We start from the raw sequence: 20977 nt of genomic DNA on the forward strand, positions 1-20977 counted from the left end.
AGCGTGTGATGGCGTATGCGGCAACAGCCGGGGAGATGAATGCAGCGGTTCGCGCTGCGCCCGGCGTGCTGGCCATCCAGCGCGCGCTGGTGTGGCTGGCCGGCGCCTCCGGCGCCATCGTCTTCATCGAGCCGAGCCCCTATGAGATCGTGACGCTGCTGGCCGCCGTCACCTTCTTCGCGACCGGCCTGCGCCTGCGGCTCGTGCTGATGCCGCTGATCCTGATGCTGGTCCTGCTCAATATCGGCTACACGATCAGCGCGGTCCCGCTGTTCGAGCAATCCGAGGTGGCGAGCTGGATCGCGACGTCCTGGTACATGGCGGTCACCGTCGTGTTCTTCGCGATGGTCACTTCGGAGGACACCGCGGCCCGGCTCGACATGCTCCGCCGCGGCCTCGTGGTCGGCGCGATGGTCGCCTCGCTGTCGGCGGTCGCCGGCTACTTCCATCTGGTTCCCGGCGGAGACGATCTCCTCACCCTCTACGGGCGCGCACGCGGCACGTTCAAGGACCCGAACGTGCTCGGCGCCTTCCTGATCCTGCCGGCGCTGTTCGCGCTCCAGAGCGTGGTCTCCGATAAGTTTGCCAAGGCGTTCCGCAACGTCATCGCTTTCGGCATCATGTCGCTGGCGATCCTGCTCGCGTTCTCCCGGGCCGCCTGGGGCGGACTGGTGCTGACCTCCGCCTTCATGCTGGCGCTGATGGTGCTGACCAGCCGCACCAACGCGCAGCGCTCGCGCATCGTCGTCATGGCGATCGTTGCCGCGGTGCTGGGCCTCGCGCTGATCGCGGTGCTGCTGTCATTCGATTCCACCGCCGAGATGTTCAAGCAGCGCGCAAGCTTCGACCAGAGCTATGACGAAGGCCGCTTCGGCCGGTTCGGCCGGCACATCCTCGGCGCGGAGATGGCGCTCGACCTGCCGTTCGGCATCGGCCCCCTGCAATTCCACCGCTACTTCCCCGAGGACACCCACAACTCCTACCTCAACGCCTTCATGTCCGGCGGCTGGCTCTCCGGCGTGTGCTATCCCGCGCTAGTCTTCACCACCGTGATCATGGGTATCAGGCACATCTTCGTCCGTGTGCCCTGGCAGCGCGCTTATCTCGCGATCTTCTCCGCCTTCGTCGGCACCGTCGGCGAGAGCTTCGTGATCGACACCGACCACTGGCGGCACTTCTGGATGATGCTGGGCGCGATGTGGGGCATGATCGCGGCTGCGCAGGCTTACAAGATCAAGTCTCGCGACGAAGCTTCTTCAGTTTGAGATCGGGCCGCTTTTCCGGCGGCGTATCGAGCAGTCCCTTCAGCGCCTCGGTTGCCGCGAGCACGCCCTTGTAGCCCTCGGTCGCGAAGCGCAGCAGCAGGCGCAGCTCTTCGTCGGAATAGGCGCCGAACACCTTCTCCATCGCCTGCTGCATCGGCACGTAGAGCTGGCCGATCTTCATCGCCGTCTCAGGCACGACGGAAATGAAGACCTTGCGGCGGTCTTGCTCGTCCCGTTCGCGGCGCACCAGTCCGGCCTTCTCGAGCCGGTCGACCACGCCGGTGATGGCGCCCGTCGTCAGCCCCGTGACCTCGGCAAGCCGGCCCGCGGTAACGCGGCCCTCGAGATAGAGGATGTCCATGCATTCGAGGTCGGAATTGGCAATTCCGGCAACGTTCGCAACCGTTTGGCCATAGAGCACACCCTGCGCGGACGACCGCCGCATCGCTTCCTCGAGCTCCTGCAACAGCGCCGCGCGCGCCTTCGTCCTTGACAAGGCTGACCTCATATCTTAGTCGATATATATCTTAGCTACTAAGAGATTTAGCAGCCGTAATTTCTCCTAGCACCACGGAAACGTCGGGAGCAAGCCATGTCCAACCGTCCCCGCAAGGCCCTGATCATCGGCGCCGGTATCGCCGGGCCCGTCACCGCGATCCTGCTGCGCCGCGCTGGCATCGAATCCGCAATCTACGAAGCCTGGCCCTATTCGAAGGGCATCGGCGGCGGCCTCCAGATCGCACCGAACGGCATGCATGTGCTGGACGAGATCGGGCTCGCGAACGAGTTGATCAGCCGCGGCTCGATCGCGGAATCCTTCGATTTCTATTCGCAGAGCGGCGAACGGCTCGGTTCGATCAACCGCGACATGGCGCGGCGCTTCGGCCAGCCGGCCGTCAATGTCTGCCGCGCCACGCTGAACGAAATCCTGATCGACAAGGCCTGGTGCGCCTGCGTCTCGCTCTATTTCGAGAAGCGCCTGATCAAGATCGAGGACCGCGGCGACCAGCCGATCATCGCCTACTTCTCCGATGGCACCACGGCCGAAGGCGACTTCCTGATCGGCGCCGACGGCGTGCACTCGATCGTGCGTCGCCAGGTCGTGCCGGACGGTCCGCAACCGTTCGACACCGGACTGATCGGGTTCGGCGGCTTCGTGCCGCACGCCGTCCTCGATGGCAGGCCGATCGGCCGGCACGTCGAGACCACCTTCGGCAAGAGCGGGTTCTTCGGCTATGGCTATTGCAGCCCGGATCCGAACGACGGCGTGATGTGGTGGAGCACGCAGCCCGCGCACGGCATGGACGCGGCGATGTTCCGCGCGCTCGACCACGCGACGCTGAAACAGCATCTGCGCGGCTTCCATCACGGCTGGCACGATCCGATCCCCGACATCATCGACGCGGCCGAGAACATCGTGGTCACCGACACGCTCGACGTCGCGACCTTGCCGACATGGTCGCGCAAGCGCTCGCTGCTGATCGGCGATGCCGCGCATGCGACCAGCCCCCACGCGGGCCAGGGCGCTTCGCTCGCGCTCGAGGATGCGATGCGGCTCGCGCGGCTGATGCAGGAGGGCCAGGAGCTCGGCGCCACCTTCCAGGCCTTCGAGGCCGAACGGCGGCCGCGCACGGAAAAGATCGTCGCGATGGCCCGCCGCAACGGCAACAGCAAGCGCGAGTTCAGCGCCACCGGCGCATGGGTCCGCAATCAGATGATGAAATGGCTGTTGCCGCTGGGCTCGAAGAGCATGGAATTCATGTACGCGTATGATGCGCGGGCGGCGTAGCGGCAATCTCACTGTCATCGCCCGCGAAGGCGGGCGATCCAATACGCAGCGGCCTCTCGATTCAACAACACTGTCTCTGGAATACTGGGTCGCCCGGTGAAGCCGGGCGACGACACCGTCATTTAGGCACGCAAAAGCGCCTACCCCTCCACCTCGAACCTCAGCCCTGCATTCTCCCGCAGCCGCTTGATCAGCTTGTGCTGCATCGCTGCCCCCGGGGTCCACAGACCGGCCGGGACATCAGGCGTGTCGCGCAGCAGGCAAACCGCGCATTCGGAAACCATCTTCGCCGTTGAGGCATAGCCGGGATCGAGATCGCCCTTCACCGCCGCGCGAACCTGACGGCCGTCGGGCGCGATCGCGACATAGAGCACGTCGTAATGACCGCTGTCGCGCTCTTCCTTCGACGGCCCCTCGCCGGGCTTGAGCGCTTTGGGGCCGGTCTTTTCGCTATTGGCGGCCATGACGAGCTTCGCGTTGGCCTGCCCTTCGTCCCCCGTCCCCGTCAGCACCATCTCGTCGTAGACGAAATCCCGGCCATACGGGAATCCCATCAGCATGTTGGAGCGATGGACGTTGCGCGTGTTCAGCGTCGCCATAGCAAACGGGGCGGACCAGGATTGCAGGTCTTCCTCGAAAACGGGCTTGTTGCCGCGCGGCTGTTTCGGCCCCTCGAAGCCGGGCGTGAACGCGAAGGGGTCCTTGAGGATCGACACCAGGCTGAGATCCTGCGCGACTGCTTCGAAGGTGACCCTCGCGCTCGCCGAGGTGCCGCCGGAGAACTTCCAACTGAGGTCGCGGACGCGCCCCTTGACGCGCGGCGCCGGCGCTCCGAACACGCGACGGGCTTCCTCCTGCACGAAGAACGCACCGAGCTCGAACGGGATGGAATCGAAGCCGCAGGAGAACATGATGCGCGCGCCGCTCGCCTTCGCCGCCGCGTCATGCCTGTCGATCATCTGCTTCAGCCAGATCGGCTCGCCGCAGAGATCCATGTAGTCGGTGCCCGACGCGACGCAGGCGGCGAGCAGATCGGAACCATAAAGCTGGTAGGGACCGACCGTTGTGACCACCAGCTTCGCCTGATCGACCATCGCGCGCAACGACGCAGGATCGGCTGCGTCCGCCACGATCAGCGGCGTGTCAGCGGGTGCGCTGATCGCATCGCGAACGGAGGCGAGCTTGTCCCTGCTGCGCCCGGCCATCGCCCATGTCGGCGCGCCGTCACCGGCGTAGCTTGCAGCGAGATATTCGGCGACGAGCTGGCCGGTGTATCCCGTTGCGCCGTAGACGACGATGTCGAACTTCGCGGACACGGATCACGCTTCCTTGGGAGCCGTGGACCTTACGCTTCCACTCCGAACGTCAGCCCAGCATTGTCCCGCAGGCGCTTGATCAGCTTGTGCTGCATCGCCGCGCCCGGCGTCCAGAATCCGGCCGGGACGTCTGTCACATCGCGCAACAGGCACATCGCGCATTCGGAGATCATCTTCGAGGTCGAGCCGTAGCCGGGATCGCGGTCGCCGGTGACGCCGGCGCGAACCATGCGGCCGTCGGGCGCGATCGCGACATAGAGCAGGTCGAAGCGGCCGTTCTCCCGCTCTTCCTTCGACGGCCCCTCGCCCGGCTTCGGCGCGTTCGGACCGGTCTTCTCGGCGTTGGCTGCCACCACGCGCTGCGCGTTGGCTTCGCCCTTCTCGCCGGGACCCGTCAGAACCATCTCGTCGTAGACGAAGTCCTGGCCGTAGGGAAAGCCCATCAGCATGTTGGAGCGATGGACGTTGCGCGTGTTGATCAGTGCCATCATGAACGGCGCGGCCCAGGATTGCAGATCCTCCTCGAGCAGCGACCTGTTGCCCTTCGGCTGCTTCGGGCCGGTGAAGCCCGGCGTCAACGCGAACGGATCGTTCAGGATCGCGATCAGGCTGATGTCCTTGGCGACCGCATCGAAGGTCGCCTTCGCGCTCGCCGCGGTGCCGCCCGACAGCGTGCCGCGCATGTCGCGCACGCGGCCTTTCACACGCGAGGCCGGAGCGCCGAACACGCGTTTGGCCTCTTCCTGCACGACAAGCGCACCGAGCTCGAACGGCACGGAATCGAAACCGCATGAGAACACGATACGCGCGCCGCTCTCTTTGGCGGCCGCCTCGTACTTGTCGATCATCTGTCGCATCCAGATCGGTTCGCCGCAGAGATCGAAATAATCGGTGCCGGTGGCGACGCAGGCCGCGAGCAGTTCCTCGCCATAGAGCTGATACGGGCCGACGGTGGTAATCACCGACATCGTCTGCTCCGCCATCGCCTTCAGCGAGGCCGCGTCCGACGCATCCGCGACAATCAGCGGCGTATTCCCGGGCGCGCCGATCGCGTCGCGTACCGACTTGAGCTTGCCGAGGCTACGGCCTGCCATCGCCCATTTGAGCGCGTGGTCGCCCTTGTAATGCTGAGTCAGATATTCGGCGACGAGCTGGCCGGTGAAACCGGTCGCACCGCAGACGACGATGTCGAATTTCGCTGAGCTCATGGTCGACCTTTACTTCTTCGCGTAACTCACGCCCATGCCGGCGCGGACGTCGCTTTGAATCCCATAAGGCGGAATCGGATAGCGCAGGCCGTTCTTGGCCAGCGCCTTCATACCCTCGATCGCCTTGGCGAGATGCGAGGGCTTCAAGGCCATCAGCATCTCCTCGTCCGGCACGCCGCCATAGCGCCGTTCGGCATAGCATGGCAAGGACAGGCTGGGCTCACCGGTTTTCAGCGCCCGCCCCCAGGAATCCGCGCAGGCGGTCTCACCGACCACCCCCCATTCGAACTTCTTGTAGCCGGTATATTGCAGCCCGTTGATCAGGATGATCATCTGCCCCGGCGTCGCATAGACCAGGCAGATGTCGGGCGGATCGAGCCGCCCGCTCGCGAGCGGACTGACCGCAAGCGCCTGATACTGCCCAAACGGAACCACGTCCAGCGCCTCCTGGCGCTTGCGCGCGTCCTCGGCGGTGCCGTGCCAGACCCCGACATAGTTTTCGCCGGCGAGCCATTTTTCGTCCTGCGGCGCAAGCCCGATCACGGCGCGACACTGCGCACCGACAAGATCGTCGGCAGTGATACCGACCGTCCAACCCAGACGTGCAGCCATGCTGACGATCTGGTCGGTGGTGTGGACCGCGTTCGGCCGCCGGATTTTCGGGATCGCCTCCATGTCGGCGGTGCGCGCGAACAGCTTCATGCCGATCACCGTCGTCTTCAGCCGCAGCAGGCTGTTGAGGTCGGCGACGAGGCCGGCAAGATCGATCCTGTCTGCGCTCTGCTGCTGCATGGCGTCCTCCCGACCGACGATCGCGCGCCGGTACTCTGTTCTTGTTCTGCGGCTCTCGTTTTAGTCCTTACCCGGTCCCGGAAGCAACTCGCCGGTCCGCCCCATGATGCGATACGCCAAAAGGCCGATCCATTCGCGCACGGCGACGTCGGTCTTGCCGAGACCATCTGCCCCATTGCGGGTGAAGGCGAAGAGCCCGTCGCGCCCACCCATCCGCCAATCCACCGGATAGGCTTCGACATCGAACCCGGCCTTGCGGAAAATCCCCATCGCGCGCGGCATGTGGAAGGCCGACGTGACCAGAAGCCAGCGTTCGCCCGGCTTCGGCGTCACCAGCTGCTTTGTGAAGATCGCGTTCTCCCAGGTGTTGCGGGAGTCGCGCTCGAGGATCAGGCGCTCCTTCGGTATGCCCAGGCTTTCCAGGATCGGCGCGGTGTAGTCGGCCTCCCTCGCCTCCGTCGCGACCAGGTTCGCCGAGCCGCCGGTGAAGACGATACGCGCGTTCGGATAGCGCCGCGCGAGGTCGGCCGGCGCCAGCATGCGATCGGCCGCGTGCGCAACCACGGGCGTGCGATGCGCCGCCGACAGATCGGTGTCAATCGAGCCGCCGAGCACGATGATGCCGTCGGGGGCGCCCCGCGACGGGTCCCACGCCGGGAATCGCGACTCCAGCGGATACAGCAGAAGATTGCCGATCGGCGAGAACGCGACCAGCGCCAGCAGCACCAGCGTGGTCACGGCAAGCTTGCGGCCGACCGCGGCAAACCGCGTCGCCATCAGCAGCAGCGACAGGATTCCGAGCTCGATCAGGAGATTGATCGGCAGCAGAGCGGTGCCGAGGGTCTTGGAAAGAACGAAATACAGGGGAGCCTCGCTGGAATGATCGTGCCGGGCTTGACCGGCCCGTCCATCTTCAGAAATCTTCTTGAAAGAGGATCGATCGCCCGGTCAAGCCCGGGCATAACAGGTTCTCATGACGAGTTCTGATGAAACCGATTGGACGCGGCTAATGACCCATCACCACCTGCATTCAAGCCCCGAGACCTGCCATTGGGGCTTCTTCGAAGCCGCGCTCAAACCCGTCCTCACCGTCAAAAGCGGCGATGAGGTGACGGTCGACACCATCAGCGGCGGGCCCGACATGCTGCCCGACCGCACCAAGTTTCACATTCCGCCGGAGATGTTCGAGGTTCACGCCAAGAACGAGCGCATGCTGCCCGGCCACATCCTCACCGGCCCGATCGCGGTCGAGGGCGCCGAGCCCGGCGACGTGCTGGCGGTCGAGATCCTCGACGTCCAGCTCCGGCAGGATTGGGGCTGGAACATGATCAAGCCGCTGTCCGGCACCCTGCCCGACGATTTCCACGAAACGCGCATCCTGAACATCCCGCTCGACCGGTCGCGGATGGTCGGCCGCATGCCCTGGGGCCTCGATCTGCCGCTCAAGCCATTCTTCGGCGTGATGGGCGTCTCGCCGCCGCCGGCCTGGGGCCGCATCTCCTCGCTCGTGCCGCGCGCAATGGGCGGCAATCTCGACAACAAGGAGCTCGGGGCCGGTGCGACGCTCTATTTGCCGGTGTTCGTCCCAGGCGCGATGTTCTCCTGCGGCGACGGCCATGGCGTGCAGGGCGACGGCGAGGTCTGCGTCACCGCGATCGAGACCGCGCTCCAGGGCCGCTTCCGCCTGACGCTGCGCAGGGACCTCAGGTTCGACTATCCGCGCGCCGAGACGGCGACGCATTACATGACCATGGCCATGGATCCCGACCTCGACCAGTGCGCGGTGCGCGCGCTGCGCGACATGATCGTGCTGCTCGGCGAGACGCGAAACCTGTCGCGCGAGGACGCCTACACGCTGTGCAGCCTGGCCGCCGACCTGCGGGTGACGCAGACCGTCAACGGCTGCAAAGGCATCCATTGCATGATCGAAAAGGCGATCGTGCACGGCTAGCTCCACCCGCCTGCCCGGACCCGTCTCCACGCCGCCGCCGCTCGGCATCCCGCGCGGCGCGCGGCGCTGCGCCTGATTTTCCTAGTGATTCCAATGAGCTGAAACACCGGTCTCGCCCGGATTTGACTCCCACCCCTGAACCTAAATAGAGTCTTAATCGTTACTTTTATGTACCCGAGTAAGAGGCTAGCGTTCGGGCCATGGCCACCGAAAAAGCCGAGACTGACCGCATTCCCGTAACCTTGGCGCTCTCGACCATCACCTATCTGGAAAAACTGGTGAGACAGGGCACCCACGGCACCAGCGTTCCCGGCGTCGCACGCACTCTGATCGAGGAAGGCATCCGTCTCGCCATCAAGGACGGCCTTTTGTCGATTCGCGACAACGGCAGAACGTGAGGGCGCGCCGGACGTGAGGCGGACGGATCTCGAGAGGCGGATGGCCGACATCTGCAACCTGGGACCGTTACAATGCCTGTTCTCTCACCAACTTCTTCACCGACTGCTTCTTCACCGACTTGGACCAACGAACGAATTGAGCTTCTGAAGCAGCACTTCGAGGCCGGCCTCACCTGCAGCGAGATCGCTGCCGACATCGGCGTCAGCCGCAACGCGGTGATCGGCAAGCTGTCCCGGCTCAATCTCACGCGCGGCAGGACGACCGACGAGCGCAAGCTCGAGCGGAGCCTCGCGCCGCGGCGCGGGACGAGAGCCGTACCTCGGCTGCAATATGAGATGCTCGCCACGATCTACGGCGACACCGACACATCTGCGGTCGCGGGTCCGATCGACGATGCCAACCGCTGCTCGCTGCTGGAGCTCGCCGAGAATCGCTGCCGCTGGCCGATCTCGACGCCGGGCGCAGACGACTTCTGCTTCTGCGGCAATACCGCGCCCGACGGCCAGTCCTACTGCGTCGGCCACAGCCGCCTCGCCTACCGGCCGAACTCGCGCGCCCGTGTGATGCGCGGCTGAAGGAAAATCCCAAAACGAAAAACCTCCGGCGGGGCATCACCGGAGGTTTCTGGAGGCTTAGCATGAAGCTAAGAGCCGTGACTTTCGTAATCGGCTGAAAACAAGATAGCTGATCAACTCAGGTAAGTAAATAAGTTTGAGGGCGATCGATTCGCATAGCTCGTCTTCGTCGTTTGCAACGTGTTGCCGGATTTTCCGAAGGCCGCTTTCATGAAAAAGCCCCGGCGGTTTCCCGCCGGGGCTCTATCAGATCGGAACGGTCTTCAGCTTACCAGTTGCGCTGGGCGCGCAGCAGCAGGCTGTAGGTGTCCTGGTCCTTCAGCTCGTAGGTTGCCGCAGGCTTGGCAACCGACGCCAGCGCCGGGGTGGTGATCACGCCCGAGTACTTCTGGTCGAGGTGGCTGTAGACGAAGTCAGCCGAGAAGGTCAGGTTCTTGACCGGCGTCCAGCGGGTGATGACGCCGATCTGGCCGATGTTGAAGTCCGGGTTGCAGGTGCCGGTCAGCGAGGCGAACGCAGCGCTGCCGCAGATCAGGCCCTTCGCCGTGCCGCTGTAGTTGACCGCAGCCCACGCGCCGTAGAGCGCCGTATTCCAGTACGGGTTCCAGTTGTGGGTGTAGGCACCACGGAAACCGTAGGTCTTGGTCAGCTCGAGCTGGCCGTTGGGACCGAACACCGCGTCAGACACGCCGGCAAAGCCGATGCTCTGATACGCGCTGCCCGAACCGCCGAACATCGAGTAGCTGGTCGCCGCCAGCGACTGGAAGTTGTAGCGGCTCGCGCCGTCGGTATAGACGCCCGAGATGTTGATCACGTCGCCAGCACCGGTCGGGATGTTCTTGATCTGCAGAGCTAGCTGAACGGCCCAGCCCCACTTGTCTTCCGGATGACCGGTGACTTCGGACGCGCCGTAGTAGGCGACGTGGTTGTCGTGCGCAGCCACCGACGCCTGGAACAGGCCCCAGGCCTGGTCGACACGAACCATGCCGACGATGTCGGGCGACCTAGTGCCGCCGATATCGTTCGAGCCGTAAGCACCGCCGAGGACGCCGCTGGTGGACATGCCGGCGGTGTTCCAGATGTTGGTCGTGAAGAACTGGGTCTGGTCCTGCGCCGAAACGGTCGCGGTCACGCCCTGGCCGAAATCGGCCGTGTAGGTGAACTGGGCGACGCCGTTCACGGAGCCGCTGCCACCGACGAGCTGGTCGAAGTTGTTGCCGGGATAGTTGGTCCAGGGCGCGTCGAACTGCGACACGGACTTACCCATGGTGAAGCCGGCGAACTGGATGAACGCATAGTAGACGCCGAGCGTACCACCCGAGATCGTGCCCGAGCTTGCGTTGTTCGGCGCAGACACGCCCGTGCTTCCGAGTTGCGAGTAAACGGTCGCGCCTGTTGCCGAGCCGCTTCCCGTATAGTTATCGGTCGTCCAGGTGAACACCGCGTCAAAGTAAGTGCGAACCACCCCGTACTCAGTCGCGGTACGGGTATCGATGTTGAGGTCCTCGCGAGCGCGCGCCAAATAGTAGTTCGACAGGCGGTTGTTCGCGCCGGAAACACCGTTGTAGGCGGCGCTGTAGTTGCCGCCGGCATTGAGCGCGACTTCAGCACGCAGATAGCCGCCGAGCTTGATGCAGGTGTCGGTGCCCGGGATGTAGTAGAAGCCCGCGCCGTAGAGCGAGCAGATCTTGACGTACTCGACCGCCTTGGCCTTGACCGGAAGATCGGCCGCTTGTGCTCCGCCGACGGCGATCAGACCCGCCGCAGTGCCGAGCAAAAGGCTCTTCACCACTTTCATATAAAACCTCCAAGTTGCTCATTTTACGGAGACCGGACCGTGAGGCCCCCCAGATCCCCGTCTTTTCAAATCCGCTCGGCCGCTTCGCGCTTTTGGACACACCCGCATCGACGCGAGGGACGTGAGCGAACCACCTGCAACGGGACGATTGAGTACCCCCCACCGTCACGGGCCAATATGCCTGCGCCGTTCCGCTAATCAAAATAGTTTATTTAGTCAGCTTTGTTGTTTCACTAAACCTGTGCCCCGCGCGCAACACCGCGAGTGAGGGAATATGCTGAGCTGATCATCTTTGTAGTTTTAGTGACAAAATTACCCTGCTCTGCACTTGCGTCTGGGCAGACTTGCGTGGACTATGGCCGTGCAAGACACCGGCCGGAAAAGAATCAGATCACGGGAGTGACGCTGTGTCAGCGACCAGGAAGGAAGGGGCGCGCCTCCGCTCCATCGGCAATCTCGATATCATCAGGCGTTTCACCTGGGAAATTTCGTCGATCAACATGTATCTGGAGGAGTTGCGTCAGTTCTGGGCGAGAACGCTGGGCATCAGCGGTCCGCAATGGCTGATCCTGATGGCGATCTCCGACCTCGACAAGGACGACGGCGTGCCCGTCAACGTGGTCTCCAAGCTGCTCCACGTCGATCCGTCCTTCGTCACCACCCAGTCCAAGCTGCTGGAGAAGAAGGGCCTGCTGCGGCGGCGGCCCTCGCCGACCGACGCCCGCGTGGTGCGGCTGTCGCTGGTCGAGAAGACGCAGAAGCACATCGCAAGCCTCAACGAGCAGTACAAAACGATCCGCGAATTCGTCTTCCAGGAATTCGACGAGAACGAACTGACCGAATTCACCGGCAAGCTGGCGACGCTGAAGACCCGGCTCGAAAAGGCCTGCGTCAGGATATCCCTCGACTACTAAAACATGATCCGGAAAAGTGCGAAGCGGTTTTCCGAAAAGATCATGCCCAAGCAACAACCTAAATCGCGATGACGATTCATCCCAATCTCATCGCGCTTTAAGACAGCAGGCGGCGTTCAGATCCGCCGCCCCGTGGCGCCCAGTTGCGATTCCAGCCAGTCGAAGATGTATTCGTTGGCAAGGCTGGGATTGTCCGCATGGGCCTGCGCCGCGCCGGTCTCCTGCGCGGTGAACACCTTCAGCACGATGTCGGAGCTGCCGAGTCGCGACTTCTGCACGATCTGGCGCGCCCGGTCGGCCTTGAGCCAGCCGTCCTCGCCGAGCGTGATCAGCACCGGACAGTCGACGCTCGAGGCCATCAACGGCGCCGACGGCACCGGGACGATGCTGAGGTCGCTCATCGCAAAGCGGCTGGCGAAGAAGGATCGTTCGTGCAGGTCCCACAGACCGCCGTCGCAGACGGCCGCGGCGAGCCTCGGCTCCTGCAACACCGCGCGCGCGACGAAGGAAGAGCCCCACCCGTCGGCCACGATGGCGACGCGATCGAAATCGACGTCGCCGCGTGTCTCCAGATAATCCATGACGCTGGCAATCGAGCTCTCGAGGTCGCGGCGCTGCAGGAGCGTGTCGGTATAGTCGTCACGCTGGTCGCCGAGCAGGTCCAGCGCGAGCATCGACAGTCCGCGTTCGCGCGCATGCGGCGCGAGCTTGAACAGGAATTCTTCCTTGCGGTGTCCGGGCTCGCCGATGCAGATCACGGTCGGAGCCCGCTTGCCGGCCGGGGACGCAGGCAGGAAATAGCCTTGCAAAACGTGTCCGTCATCGGCCCAGGGAATCGTGACGACCTCGCCAGCCGGACCGCGCGCGGTGAGGAAGCGGCGCGCGCATTCCTGCATGGCGAGCACCGCGACCCAGCGGCGCTCGTCGGCCTGGTCCAGCGGCATCGCGGCCGCGCCGTAGTAGTTCATCGCCCGCAGCCAGTTGCGCTGCGCGGTCGCCATGTGGCCTTCCGCGAACGCCGCCTCGGCACGCTGCCGGTTGGCTTGCGCCAGCCGCTTCCATTCGCGGTGCCAGGACTGCTCACCGCCCTGCTTGAGCTGCCGCGCGATCATCAGGCATTCTGCGATGGTGGCGCCACCCTCCTGCGCCGCGGTGAGGAGCCGCGTGAATTCAGCGGAAATATCCTCTCTCTCCGGGCAGAGGATCCAGTCGTCGGAGAGGCATGCGGGTATCATCGGAGCTACGCTTTATGATGGCGTTACCCCTGATCGACTAAACTATTTTGGTTCACCAACCAAGCTGCCGTGCGCCGAATGAGACCCGTTTCACATCACCATCGCTTGAACATTGCTTGAACGACGGAGCATGTCGCATGCGTGACATTCCAAATCGTCATAAGGCGTCGGAAAGTGGCAAGAGGTGGCACGTAAAGTTACCTGCGTAACATGTAAATTACCTGTGTAATAATACGTCCGCACCTCTTGCCATGATGGTCGTCATACCTACATACGCGGACGTTCGTTGACAGTCTCAGCCAAACCGAATCAACCGAGCCGCCAGCCAACTTCCTGCGTAAAGCTTTCATAGAAGGCGCGGTCGTAGGCCTGCTCCGGCGTTGCGCGCACGCGTTCGTCAAGGCGCTTTGCGTCTTCGCCCACAAGAATGCGCCACCGGTCCGCCTTGACCCCGTTGAGGATGATCTTCGCGGCCTGCGCAGCAGTCGTCGGCGCGTCCTCGAGGAAGCTGCGGGCGCGTTCGGCGAACGCAGCCTGGATGTCCTCGTCCGACATCTTGTCAGCATCCGGCACGCCAGCCGCGACCATGCGCTTGCGGGTCAGCGCGACCTCGTCGGCATTGAGCCGCTCCGACCCGTCGGCGCTCTGCACCTTGCGCGAATTGGAGACGATCGAGGTGCCGATATGGCCGGGCATCACCACCGAGCATTTGACATGCGGCGCGTGCAGGCGAAGGTCGTTGATCAGCGCTTCGGTAAATCCTTTCACCGCGAACTTGGCCGAACTGTAGGCGGTGTGCGCCTGCCCCATGCCGATCGAGGCCCAGAAGCCGTTGACGCTCGCGGTGTTGACGATGTGGGCCTCGTCCGCCGCCACCAGCATCGGCAGGAAGGTGCGCACGCCGAGATAGACGCCGCCCCAGCAGATGTTGAACGTACGCTCCCACTGCTCGCGCGTGTTGGTGAACAGGCTGCCGCCGCCACCGATGCCGGCATTGTTGAACAGGAGATGGATCCGATCGGTCTTCTGCAGCTCGGCGAGCTCATCGCGAAACCGCTTGAGATGATCCTCGATCGAGACGTCGGCGACATGGGTCGTGACCCGCAGGCCCTGCGGCAGCTTCTCGACCTCGCAGAGCCGCTTGGTCTCGGCCATCGCGGCCTCCGAGACGTCGCACATCGCGACATTGCAGCCCTCGGCGACGAGCTGCCGTGCGAGCTCGCGTCCCATCCCCGTGCCGCCGCCGGTGATGACGGCGATCTTTCCTGCAAAATCCTTCATCGGACTTCGGTCCCTCCCCTTGTCGGTATGTTTCTTCACAGCTGGCGCCGCGCATCGCGGCGCGCGCAAAATGTAGCAGCGCCGCATCCGCAGGTAAAAGCGGATCGGCGCTGCCATCTTCACATCAGTTATTTCGGCCCGCGGACTATTCGGCCGCTTCGACGCGCACCCCGTTCAACGCGCCGAGTGCCTCCAGCGCCTTGCGGGTGGCGGCCTGCTGCGCCGGCGAGGCCTCCGGCATCGGTGCGCGCGGATAGGTCCTGGGCAAGCCCTGGAGCGTCTGGGCGTAACGCGTGCAGGCCGGCAGATTGTCGGCAATCACGGCGTTCCACAGCGTCAACAGCTTCTTGTGTAGGTCGAGCGCGCGCGGATGGTCGCCCGCCTTCACCGCATCCCACAGCGCGACGGAGGCATGCGGCGCCGCGGTCAGGATCGCGGCGATCGAGCCATGGGCGCCGAGCGTGTAGGACGGATACATGAGGGCATCGACCGCGCTGTAGATCAGCTTGTCCGGCGCCATCATCATGAGATCCGCGAACAGCTTGAGATCGCCCGCGCTCTGCTTGACGCCGACCACCAGCGGCACCTCGGTCATGATCCGCACCAGCAGCGCCGGTGACAGATAGGACCACGGCACCACGTTGTAGATGATGATGGGCATGCCGGTCTCGTCCGCCATGGCGCGGAAGTGCGCGACCATCGCCTCGTCATCGGGCTTGAACAGATAATGCACCGGCGTGACCTGGAGCGCTGCGACATTCATGTCGCGCACGAGCTTGCCGCGACGGATCGCATCGCGCGTGGAGTCCACGATGATCCCGGCGATCACGGGAATGCGTCCCTTCACCGCCTCGACCGTCGCGGCCATCAGGTCGCGATATTCCTCGTGATCGAGCGTGTGGCCCTCGCCGGTCGAGCCGCCGGCCGCGACGCCATGCGCGCCGGCGCCGATCATCCAGTCGACCTGGGGCGCCACGAGCCCAAGGTCGATCTCGCCGTCCTTCCGGAACGGCGTCGTCATCGGCGGGATCACGCCGGTCGGTCGTGCCTTCATGGTCTGCCCTCGCGTTTCCTTTGGTCCTGTGGCGGTCCCGCTCTCCTGACGAGTATCCGTCCGCTTTCGAGCCTATCGGCTGCGCAGGCCTTGTGAAGGGGCGCTTCGCGCGGCGCTGCCCCCACAATCGCTCATTCCTGCGATCCTTCCTCGCCCTTTTCCTTGGGGATTCCCCGTATTTGCCCGGCTTCGGTTTAGGGGCAATTTTTTTACAATCCGAATCATCAAATGAGGTTGGACGCTGGGTCGAGTCGGCCAGGTCAGCGTGTTGTTTGTGTCACAGGCTCTGGCACTCCGCTTGCATCCTCTTCGTGGTCTGAAACTACCGATGAGGTGACAGGAATGTTCGTGACCGTGGTTGCCGTGCTCTGCCGGCTGAGCGCAGCCAGCTCAGGCAGTTGCATCGAGGAAATCGTGACCGACAGCAACATGACGCCCGAGATGTCGATGATGCAGTGCGCGATCGGCGCACAGGCCCCGCTTGCCAAATGGATGGGCGAGCATCCGATCTATCACGCCAATTGGCGCCTCGAGCGCTACAAATGCGTGCCGGGTCACTACGAGATCAAGGGCCACGCCTAAGGCCCCGCAAGAGTACGGATGAGGAAACGCCCCGGAGGTAGCCTGGTCTCTCCGCGCGGGCACCGCTAGCGCCAGACCCCATTGCGGCGGCGCGCCCCTGTGACGACGATCACGCCTTCCCTTTAAGCCACTGCACGCAGAATGATCGCACGCGCCTGTCGCCCTTCCGGCGTCGGCATCAGCGCGAAATTGTGCGGCTGGTCACGGAGCAGATGCAGCTCGACCGGCACGCCCGCCGCCCTCGCGCGCTCCGCGAGATCGACGCTGTCGGGATAGAGCAGATCGCGCGTACCCGAGAAGATCGTCATCGGCGCGAGCGAACGGAAGGCACCGTTGAGCGGACTGACGAAGGGATGGCCGACATCGAGCTCGCCGGCATAGAGCCGCCCTGCCTCAAGTATCCCCGGAATGTCCTGGATCGGATCGCGGCCTGCGATCTCGACCTGCTCCGGGCGGCTGACCGAGGCATCGGCCGCGGGCGAGATCAGCATCAGCCGGCCCGGCTGCCGATGCCCGCGATCGCGCAGCCACTGGCATGCGGCGAGCGCCAGGCCCGCGCCGGCGGAATTGCCGACCACCGTGACCTTTGCGGGCCCGACATCCTCCAGCAGCATCCGCAACAGCTCGGCCGTCGTCGGTACGAGATCCTTGGCGGTGGCACGCGGCGCAAGCGGATAGATCGGCACCACGCAGACGACGCGCGCCTTGCGCGTCATCTGGCCGACGAAGCGCCAATGCGCCGGCACGATCTCGTTGATGAAGCCACCGCCGTGCAGGAACATGACGTGGTTGCAGCCCTCATGGCCCGAAGATGGCGCCGTGTAATAGACCGGCCATCCGCCCATCTTGGTCAACGTCACCTCGACGCCGCGCCCCAAACCCGTCGGCTCGTAGGAGGCCGGCTGCAATGCGAGTTTCTGCACATGCGCCTGCACGGCCTCGGCCGAGGCAAGGTGCTTCTTGAACGGAAGCTGCCGCAACAGCGCGTTGAAGCAACGACTCTGCAGGCTCGGCGCGGGATCGCCGGATGGCCGCATCCCCAACAGCCGGCCGCCCGGACAGAACTGGAAGGCCGATGCGATCTTTGCAACGCTCATGTCAGGTCTCCTCCAGACCGGGCTCTCTGTATGGGCGACGAAAAGGCTTGTGTCGACCGCCGCCACATGCGGATATAATGCGAGCATTCGCTCGCTTTTCCTACTCGCATTCGGATCGCAGGCCCATGGCGCGCAAACCGCCGACAAAACCCCGGAAAAATGCCTTGCAGGCGCGATCGCGCGCCACCGTCGACGCGCTGGTCGAGGCAACCGCTCGCATTCTGGTCCGCGAGGGCTTTGAGAAAGCCAGCACCAACCGGATCGCCGAAATCGCCGGCGTCAGCGTCGGCTCGCTCTACCAGTATTTTCCCAGCAAGGAGGCACTCGTCGCCGCCGTCATCGACCGCCACAACGAGGAGATTATGGGCATCGTCCGTGCCGCCCTCACCGAGGTCGCCGACCTGCCGATCGACAAAGCCGTGCGCCGCCTCGTCACCGTCGCGATCGAAGCCCACCGCATCGATCCCAAACTACATCGGGTGCTTGCCGAGCAGATCCCGCGCACCGGCCAGCTCAAGGACGTCGAAGCCTTCAACCGCGAGGTCCACACCCTCGTGCGCGCCTATCTCGAAAGCCGTCGCAACGAGATGCGCAAGATCGACCCGGGACTGGCGACCTTCATCTGCGTCAGTGCGATCGAGGCGGTCGCGCACAACACGGTGCTGAACCAGGCCGAGATGCTCTCGGAGAAGATGGTGAGGACGCTGGTGGATGAGACGACACGGATGGTGGTGGGGTATTTGAGGTAGTTTGCGAAAACGTCGCCTCATGCACGCTCTACGCGGGAGAGCGGGCATCCCGCTAAGCAGTTGATTTATCTGCGGGCGGCATTGAGCCGAGCCCATGGCCATGAGTTTTCCATTTTTGATGGCGATCAATTCAGCTTTCCTATTGAGGACAAAACATATGCCCAAGAAAAATTGCCTGATAGTCCATGCCGCCGGAAGACAGCTCGACCTACTGCGCGGAGAGGCTTCCCGCATTGCGAGGGCGAACAAGGTCGACTGGTGGATCGATCGTGCCGACGTCGGCACACTTTTTTGCTTTGAAGACGCAAATGCTGCAGATGCCTTCGCTCGCACCTGCGACAACTTCGGAGTCCGATGCCAAGACGGCTAGCTCAAAAACCCCGCCGACTTTGTGAGCCGGCGGGAGTTGAGTGAATACCTACGAAAACCGGCCCATCGCCAAACGCGCGTCGGACGGTGGGGCCGTTCCGGGTGGATGGCGAGACCTTGAGGAGGTCCAGATTCGCCACAGACCGATTTTTCAATCTCTCCCTTGGAGAGTCGTTCCTCAGACGCCGCGATGCCAATATTTTTGTGATCTGGCGCAAAAGGAAGGCCCCAGCCAATGGGGAAGACCGGGGCCTTCACAGGCCTTGCGATGGATCACACGCAAGACCGATCGCTGGATAGCTGCAGGAGCGCTCGTTCCTCCTGCGGAACCAATCTCGACCCAAGTTGGCTGCAACTCCAGATGAGTCGCGAGAGCCAGCATTCCAGCAGCCAAATCGGGGCTAGAGTGTGTCCGAAGTTGAACTAGACGCGGGCGAAACCAACGTGCTGAAGCCGCGATCCAACTCGAGTGTTTCGCAAATCATCGATTCTTCGTAGGCCGAACCCGCGGCGAGCGACTAGGGCGCGTGGGTGAAGATATCCACTCGTCGATTTCGTCTGGCTCTACTCGCCACGAAGGCGAGACGCCATCGGCTGTCCGGGCTGTGACACGGTATCGGCGCTTACGGAGCTTGGCTGCCAAATTCTTCGCGCCATCTTCGTCTCGACATTCAATAGAAAAATTACCGTAACAAACAACCCAGCGCTTTCGACTTACTTTTCGTTTGGATCGCGCTGAACGCTCCATCTAAGGGACCCCGTGAGTCCCCAAGCCCGTCCCAATATCAAGACTCCATTCTTACCAAACCGTTTAAACTGGACCGCGACCTCGCCAAGGGCAGCGGGCTACCTACCCATCCTAGCAACCCCCGACGCAAGACATGAGGCCTGGTGAACTTCATCAGCAAGATGTCATTCAATCACCTCGTCTGCGCGGCTCAGAACGGAAGTTGGAAGCACCAGGCCGAGCGCCTTCGCAACCGGGAGGTTGACTACCGTGAAACTCGCGCGGCGCGCACGCTACTTGCTTGCCGCCATGACAGGTTACACATCATAGCGCGGGGAGAAGACAACTCCGCTCCGGACGTCGCGCCTCCCAAGTCCCTGCGACGCAATGCATTGAAGCAGCTGCCGTGAATATTCCCCCGTCCAACAGGCTGGCATGGTGACATCATGCCCCTGTTTTGCCCGACGCGTCAAACCACTTCGGAAAAACATAATTCGCCAATGGGTTCGCTACTGTGCATGGGGTTGTTTTCGACATTTTAATTTTCCGCCCCCAGAAGCAGCCGCCCGCTACCGGTCGTCGCGCATGCGTCACGCAGCGGGAGCAGACTCCACGCCGACGGTCAATCCACGGATGAGTTGGAAAAAATGGTCGGAGCGAGAGGATTTGAACCTCCGACCCCTAGTCTCCCAGACTAGTGCGCTAACCGGGCTGCGCCACGCTCCGAACGTCGTTCCATTAGCTAGGATCGCCGCTTTGCGCAAGGCGAGGTCGCAGCATTTTGGCGTCCGCGCCCACAGCCCCCGGAACTGCCGGCAAAGCTCGCAAAAAGTCCCCTAGCCGTCCTTCAGCGCCTGATCCAGCATCTCCCGGCACGCGACGAGGTCAGCGAGCACCCGTCCGAGCCGCTCCCGGTCGATGGCGCTGGGCCCGGCAGGTGCGGCGGGAGTGCCGCCCTTGCGGAAGGTGGTGAGGATGTCCTCGTCGTCGACCTCCGTGAAGCGGAAGTCGATGCCTTCCTCCTCGTCGCCCTGGTAGTCGTCTTCGTCGGCATCCGTGACGCCCTTGATGGGCGCCTCGTCGTCATCGTCGGGCTCCATCAGGCTGGCGCCGATGGCGTCCTCGATGGCCCCGAACGAGACCGCGGCCGCGCCGTCGGCGAGGCCCTGCACCGACTTGACGCCGTGCTCCTTGAGGATCCGCTGCACCCCGCGGATGGTGTAGCCCTCCCCGTAGAGCAGGCGGCGGATGCCCTTGAGCAGATCGACGTCGTCGGGGCGGTAGTAGCGGCGGCCGCCGCTGCGCTTCATCGGCTTGATCTGGGAGAATCGGGTCTCCCAGAACCGCAGCACGTGCTGCGGAATGTCGAGTTCCTGCGCTACTTCGCTGATGGTTCGGAACGCATCCGGCGCCTTGTCCAAATGCCAAAATCCTTCGCGCAGGCGGTTAAGCCTCGGGTTGAGCCTTGCTGGCGTCGCCATTGCCGCGATGCTGGGTGTTGATCCGCTGCTTCAGGATAGCCGACGGCTTGAACACCATGACGCGGCGCGGCGAGATCGGCACCTCGGTGCCGGTCTTCGGATTGCGGCCGATACGCTGACCCTTCTTGCGGACCATGAAGGAGCCGAAAGAGGACAATTTCACCGTCTCGCCCTTCTCCAGGCAGTCGGTGATCTCCTTCAGGACGAGTTCCACGAACGCAGACGATTCCGTGCGCGACAGGCCCACCTTCTGGTAGACGGCCTCGCAGAGATCAACACGCGTTACGGTTTTGCTTTGGTCGGTCATCGCCCTGCCCCACATCACGGCGAACAATTGTTGTCTGAAATTATGAGGTTACGATACGCCGGTCAACAGCGCTCATCAATGCAGGCGC

General features: G+C 63.5%; 21 protein-coding genes and 1 tRNA gene. 9 read left to right on the forward strand and 13 right to left on the reverse strand.

Annotated features, from left to right (window positions below; all coding sequences use genetic code 11):
• Positions 1–8 precede the first annotated feature (8 nt).
• Positions 9–1265 carry an O-antigen ligase family protein gene (locus AB7535_RS17925; RefSeq protein ID WP_167768208.1) on the forward strand — a complete coding sequence of 419 codons (1257 nt, stop codon included), beginning with the start codon at positions 9–11 and terminating at the stop codon, positions 1263–1265.
• On the opposite strand, the gene AB7535_RS17930 is transcribed toward AB7535_RS17925, so the two are convergent.
• Positions 1234–1710, reverse strand: a complete 477-nt coding sequence (locus AB7535_RS17930; protein ID WP_166105847.1) for a MarR family winged helix-turn-helix transcriptional regulator — start codon at positions 1708–1710, stop codon at positions 1234–1236. The two genes, AB7535_RS17925 and AB7535_RS17930, sit on opposite strands and share 32 nt — an antisense overlap.
• 147 nt (positions 1711–1857) lie before the next feature.
• Between AB7535_RS17930 and AB7535_RS17935 the strand changes: the two genes are divergently transcribed.
• Complete coding sequence (locus AB7535_RS17935; protein ID WP_135215975.1) at positions 1858–3054, forward strand: FAD-dependent monooxygenase; 1197 nt, start codon at positions 1858–1860, stop codon at positions 3052–3054.
• A gap of 140 nt (positions 3055–3194) precedes the next feature.
• Here the strand turns inward: AB7535_RS17935 and AB7535_RS17940 are convergent, their stop codons facing one another.
• Genes AB7535_RS17940 through AB7535_RS17955 form a run of 4 tightly spaced genes read right to left on the reverse strand, consistent with a single transcriptional unit; the run spans position 3195 to position 7147 of the window.
• On the reverse strand, positions 3195–4370 hold the full coding sequence (locus AB7535_RS17940) for a saccharopine dehydrogenase family protein (protein ID WP_135215974.1): 1176 nt from the start codon (positions 4368–4370) through the stop codon (positions 3195–3197).
• A 29-nt stretch (positions 4371–4399) separates the two neighbouring features.
• On the reverse strand, positions 4400–5578 hold the full coding sequence (locus tag AB7535_RS17945; protein ID WP_439036708.1) for a saccharopine dehydrogenase family protein: 1179 nt from the start codon (positions 5576–5578) through the stop codon (positions 4400–4402).
• A gap of 9 nt (positions 5579–5587) precedes the next feature.
• Positions 5588–6370 carry a DUF169 domain-containing protein gene (locus tag AB7535_RS17950; RefSeq protein ID WP_028155890.1) on the reverse strand — a complete coding sequence of 261 codons (783 nt, stop codon included), beginning with the start codon at positions 6368–6370 and terminating at the stop codon, positions 5588–5590.
• Positions 6371–6430: 60 nt separating this feature from the next.
• Entirely contained in the window at positions 6431–7147 is a 717-nt protein-coding gene (locus AB7535_RS17955; RefSeq protein WP_223154008.1) for a YdcF family protein, read from the reverse strand.
• A 232-nt stretch (positions 7148–7379) separates the two neighbouring features.
• Here AB7535_RS17955 and AB7535_RS17960 point away from each other — a divergent pair, with 232 nt between their 5' ends.
• The 3 genes from AB7535_RS17960 (at position 7380) to AB7535_RS17970 (ending at position 9295) form a co-directional block, all read left to right on the forward strand.
• Positions 7380–8321 (forward strand): acetamidase/formamidase family protein, encoded by a 942-nt coding sequence (locus AB7535_RS17960; protein WP_135215972.1) that lies wholly within the window; start codon positions 7380–7382, stop codon positions 8319–8321.
• Positions 8322–8521: 200 nt separating this feature from the next.
• On the forward strand, positions 8522–8719 hold the full coding sequence (locus AB7535_RS17965) for a hypothetical protein (protein ID WP_007603456.1): 198 nt from the start codon (positions 8522–8524) through the stop codon (positions 8717–8719).
• A gap of 72 nt (positions 8720–8791) precedes the next feature.
• On the forward strand, positions 8792–9295 hold the full coding sequence (locus AB7535_RS17970; protein ID WP_135215971.1) for a GcrA family cell cycle regulator: 504 nt from the start codon (positions 8792–8794) through the stop codon (positions 9293–9295).
• Between the two features lie 268 nt (positions 9296–9563).
• Here the strand turns inward: AB7535_RS17970 and AB7535_RS17975 are convergent, their stop codons facing one another.
• Positions 9564–11093 carry a porin gene (locus tag AB7535_RS17975; RefSeq protein ID WP_063982925.1) on the reverse strand — a complete coding sequence of 510 codons (1530 nt, stop codon included), beginning with the start codon at positions 11091–11093 and terminating at the stop codon, positions 9564–9566.
• A gap of 407 nt (positions 11094–11500) precedes the next feature.
• Here AB7535_RS17975 and AB7535_RS17980 point away from each other — a divergent pair, with 407 nt between their 5' ends.
• Positions 11501–12007, forward strand: coding sequence for a MarR family winged helix-turn-helix transcriptional regulator (locus AB7535_RS17980; protein WP_028152624.1), 507 nt, complete (start codon positions 11501–11503; stop codon positions 12005–12007).
• A 116-nt stretch (positions 12008–12123) separates the two neighbouring features.
• On the opposite strand, the gene AB7535_RS17985 is transcribed toward AB7535_RS17980, so the two are convergent.
• The 3 genes from AB7535_RS17985 to AB7535_RS17995 all read right to left on the reverse strand — a co-directional run bounded on the left by AB7535_RS17985 (position 12124) and on the right by AB7535_RS17995 (position 15577).
• A complete protein-coding gene (locus tag AB7535_RS17985; RefSeq protein WP_028152625.1) occupies positions 12124–13242 on the reverse strand; it encodes an alpha/beta hydrolase family protein in 1119 nt (372 codons plus the stop codon).
• 309 nt (positions 13243–13551) lie between these two features.
• Positions 13552–14523 (reverse strand): SDR family NAD(P)-dependent oxidoreductase, encoded by a 972-nt coding sequence (locus AB7535_RS17990; RefSeq protein WP_135215968.1) that lies wholly within the window; start codon positions 14521–14523, stop codon positions 13552–13554.
• A gap of 145 nt (positions 14524–14668) precedes the next feature.
• Positions 14669–15577 (reverse strand): dihydrodipicolinate synthase family protein, encoded by a 909-nt coding sequence (locus AB7535_RS17995; protein ID WP_028152627.1) that lies wholly within the window; start codon positions 15575–15577, stop codon positions 14669–14671.
• 342 nt (positions 15578–15919) lie between these two features.
• Between AB7535_RS17995 and AB7535_RS18000 the strand changes: the two genes are divergently transcribed.
• The gene (locus tag AB7535_RS18000; RefSeq protein ID WP_028152628.1) at positions 15920–16159 is read left to right on the forward strand and encodes a hypothetical protein; all 240 of its coding nucleotides are present in this window, start codon (positions 15920–15922) and stop codon (positions 16157–16159) included.
• A gap of 122 nt (positions 16160–16281) precedes the next feature.
• Here AB7535_RS18000 and AB7535_RS18005 read toward each other — a convergent pair whose 3' ends face one another.
• On the reverse strand, positions 16282–17256 hold the full coding sequence (locus AB7535_RS18005; RefSeq protein ID WP_167768207.1) for an alpha/beta fold hydrolase: 975 nt from the start codon (positions 17254–17256) through the stop codon (positions 16282–16284).
• Positions 17257–17381: 125 nt separating this feature from the next.
• On the opposite strand from AB7535_RS18005, the gene AB7535_RS18010 reads away from it, so the two are divergent.
• Both AB7535_RS18010 and AB7535_RS18015 read left to right on the forward strand, forming a co-directional pair.
• Entirely contained in the window at positions 17382–18005 is a 624-nt protein-coding gene (locus tag AB7535_RS18010; protein WP_167768206.1) for a TetR/AcrR family transcriptional regulator, read from the forward strand.
• Between the two features lie 94 nt (positions 18006–18099).
• Complete coding sequence (locus AB7535_RS18015) at positions 18100–18375, forward strand: hypothetical protein (protein ID WP_244623311.1); 276 nt, start codon at positions 18100–18102, stop codon at positions 18373–18375.
• A gap of 1374 nt (positions 18376–19749) precedes the next feature.
• Here AB7535_RS18015 and AB7535_RS18020 read toward each other — a convergent pair.
• The 3 genes from AB7535_RS18020 to AB7535_RS18030 all read right to left on the reverse strand — a co-directional run bounded on the left by AB7535_RS18020 (position 19750) and on the right by AB7535_RS18030 (position 20889).
• Positions 19750–19827 (reverse strand) — tRNA-Pro (locus tag AB7535_RS18020).
• Between the two features lie 110 nt (positions 19828–19937).
• Positions 19938–20522, reverse strand: a complete 585-nt coding sequence (locus AB7535_RS18025) for a MerR family transcriptional regulator (protein ID WP_071913245.1) — start codon at positions 20520–20522, stop codon at positions 19938–19940.
• A gap of 25 nt (positions 20523–20547) precedes the next feature.
• Positions 20548–20889, reverse strand: a complete 342-nt coding sequence (locus AB7535_RS18030; protein ID WP_028152484.1) for an integration host factor subunit alpha — start codon at positions 20887–20889, stop codon at positions 20548–20550.
• Positions 20890–20977 lie beyond the last annotated feature (88 nt).

Source organism: Bradyrhizobium sp. 956_D2_N1_4 (assembly GCF_052076025.1).
In the GTDB taxonomy this organism is placed as follows: Bacteria; Pseudomonadota; Alphaproteobacteria; order Rhizobiales; family Xanthobacteraceae; genus Bradyrhizobium; species Bradyrhizobium barranii.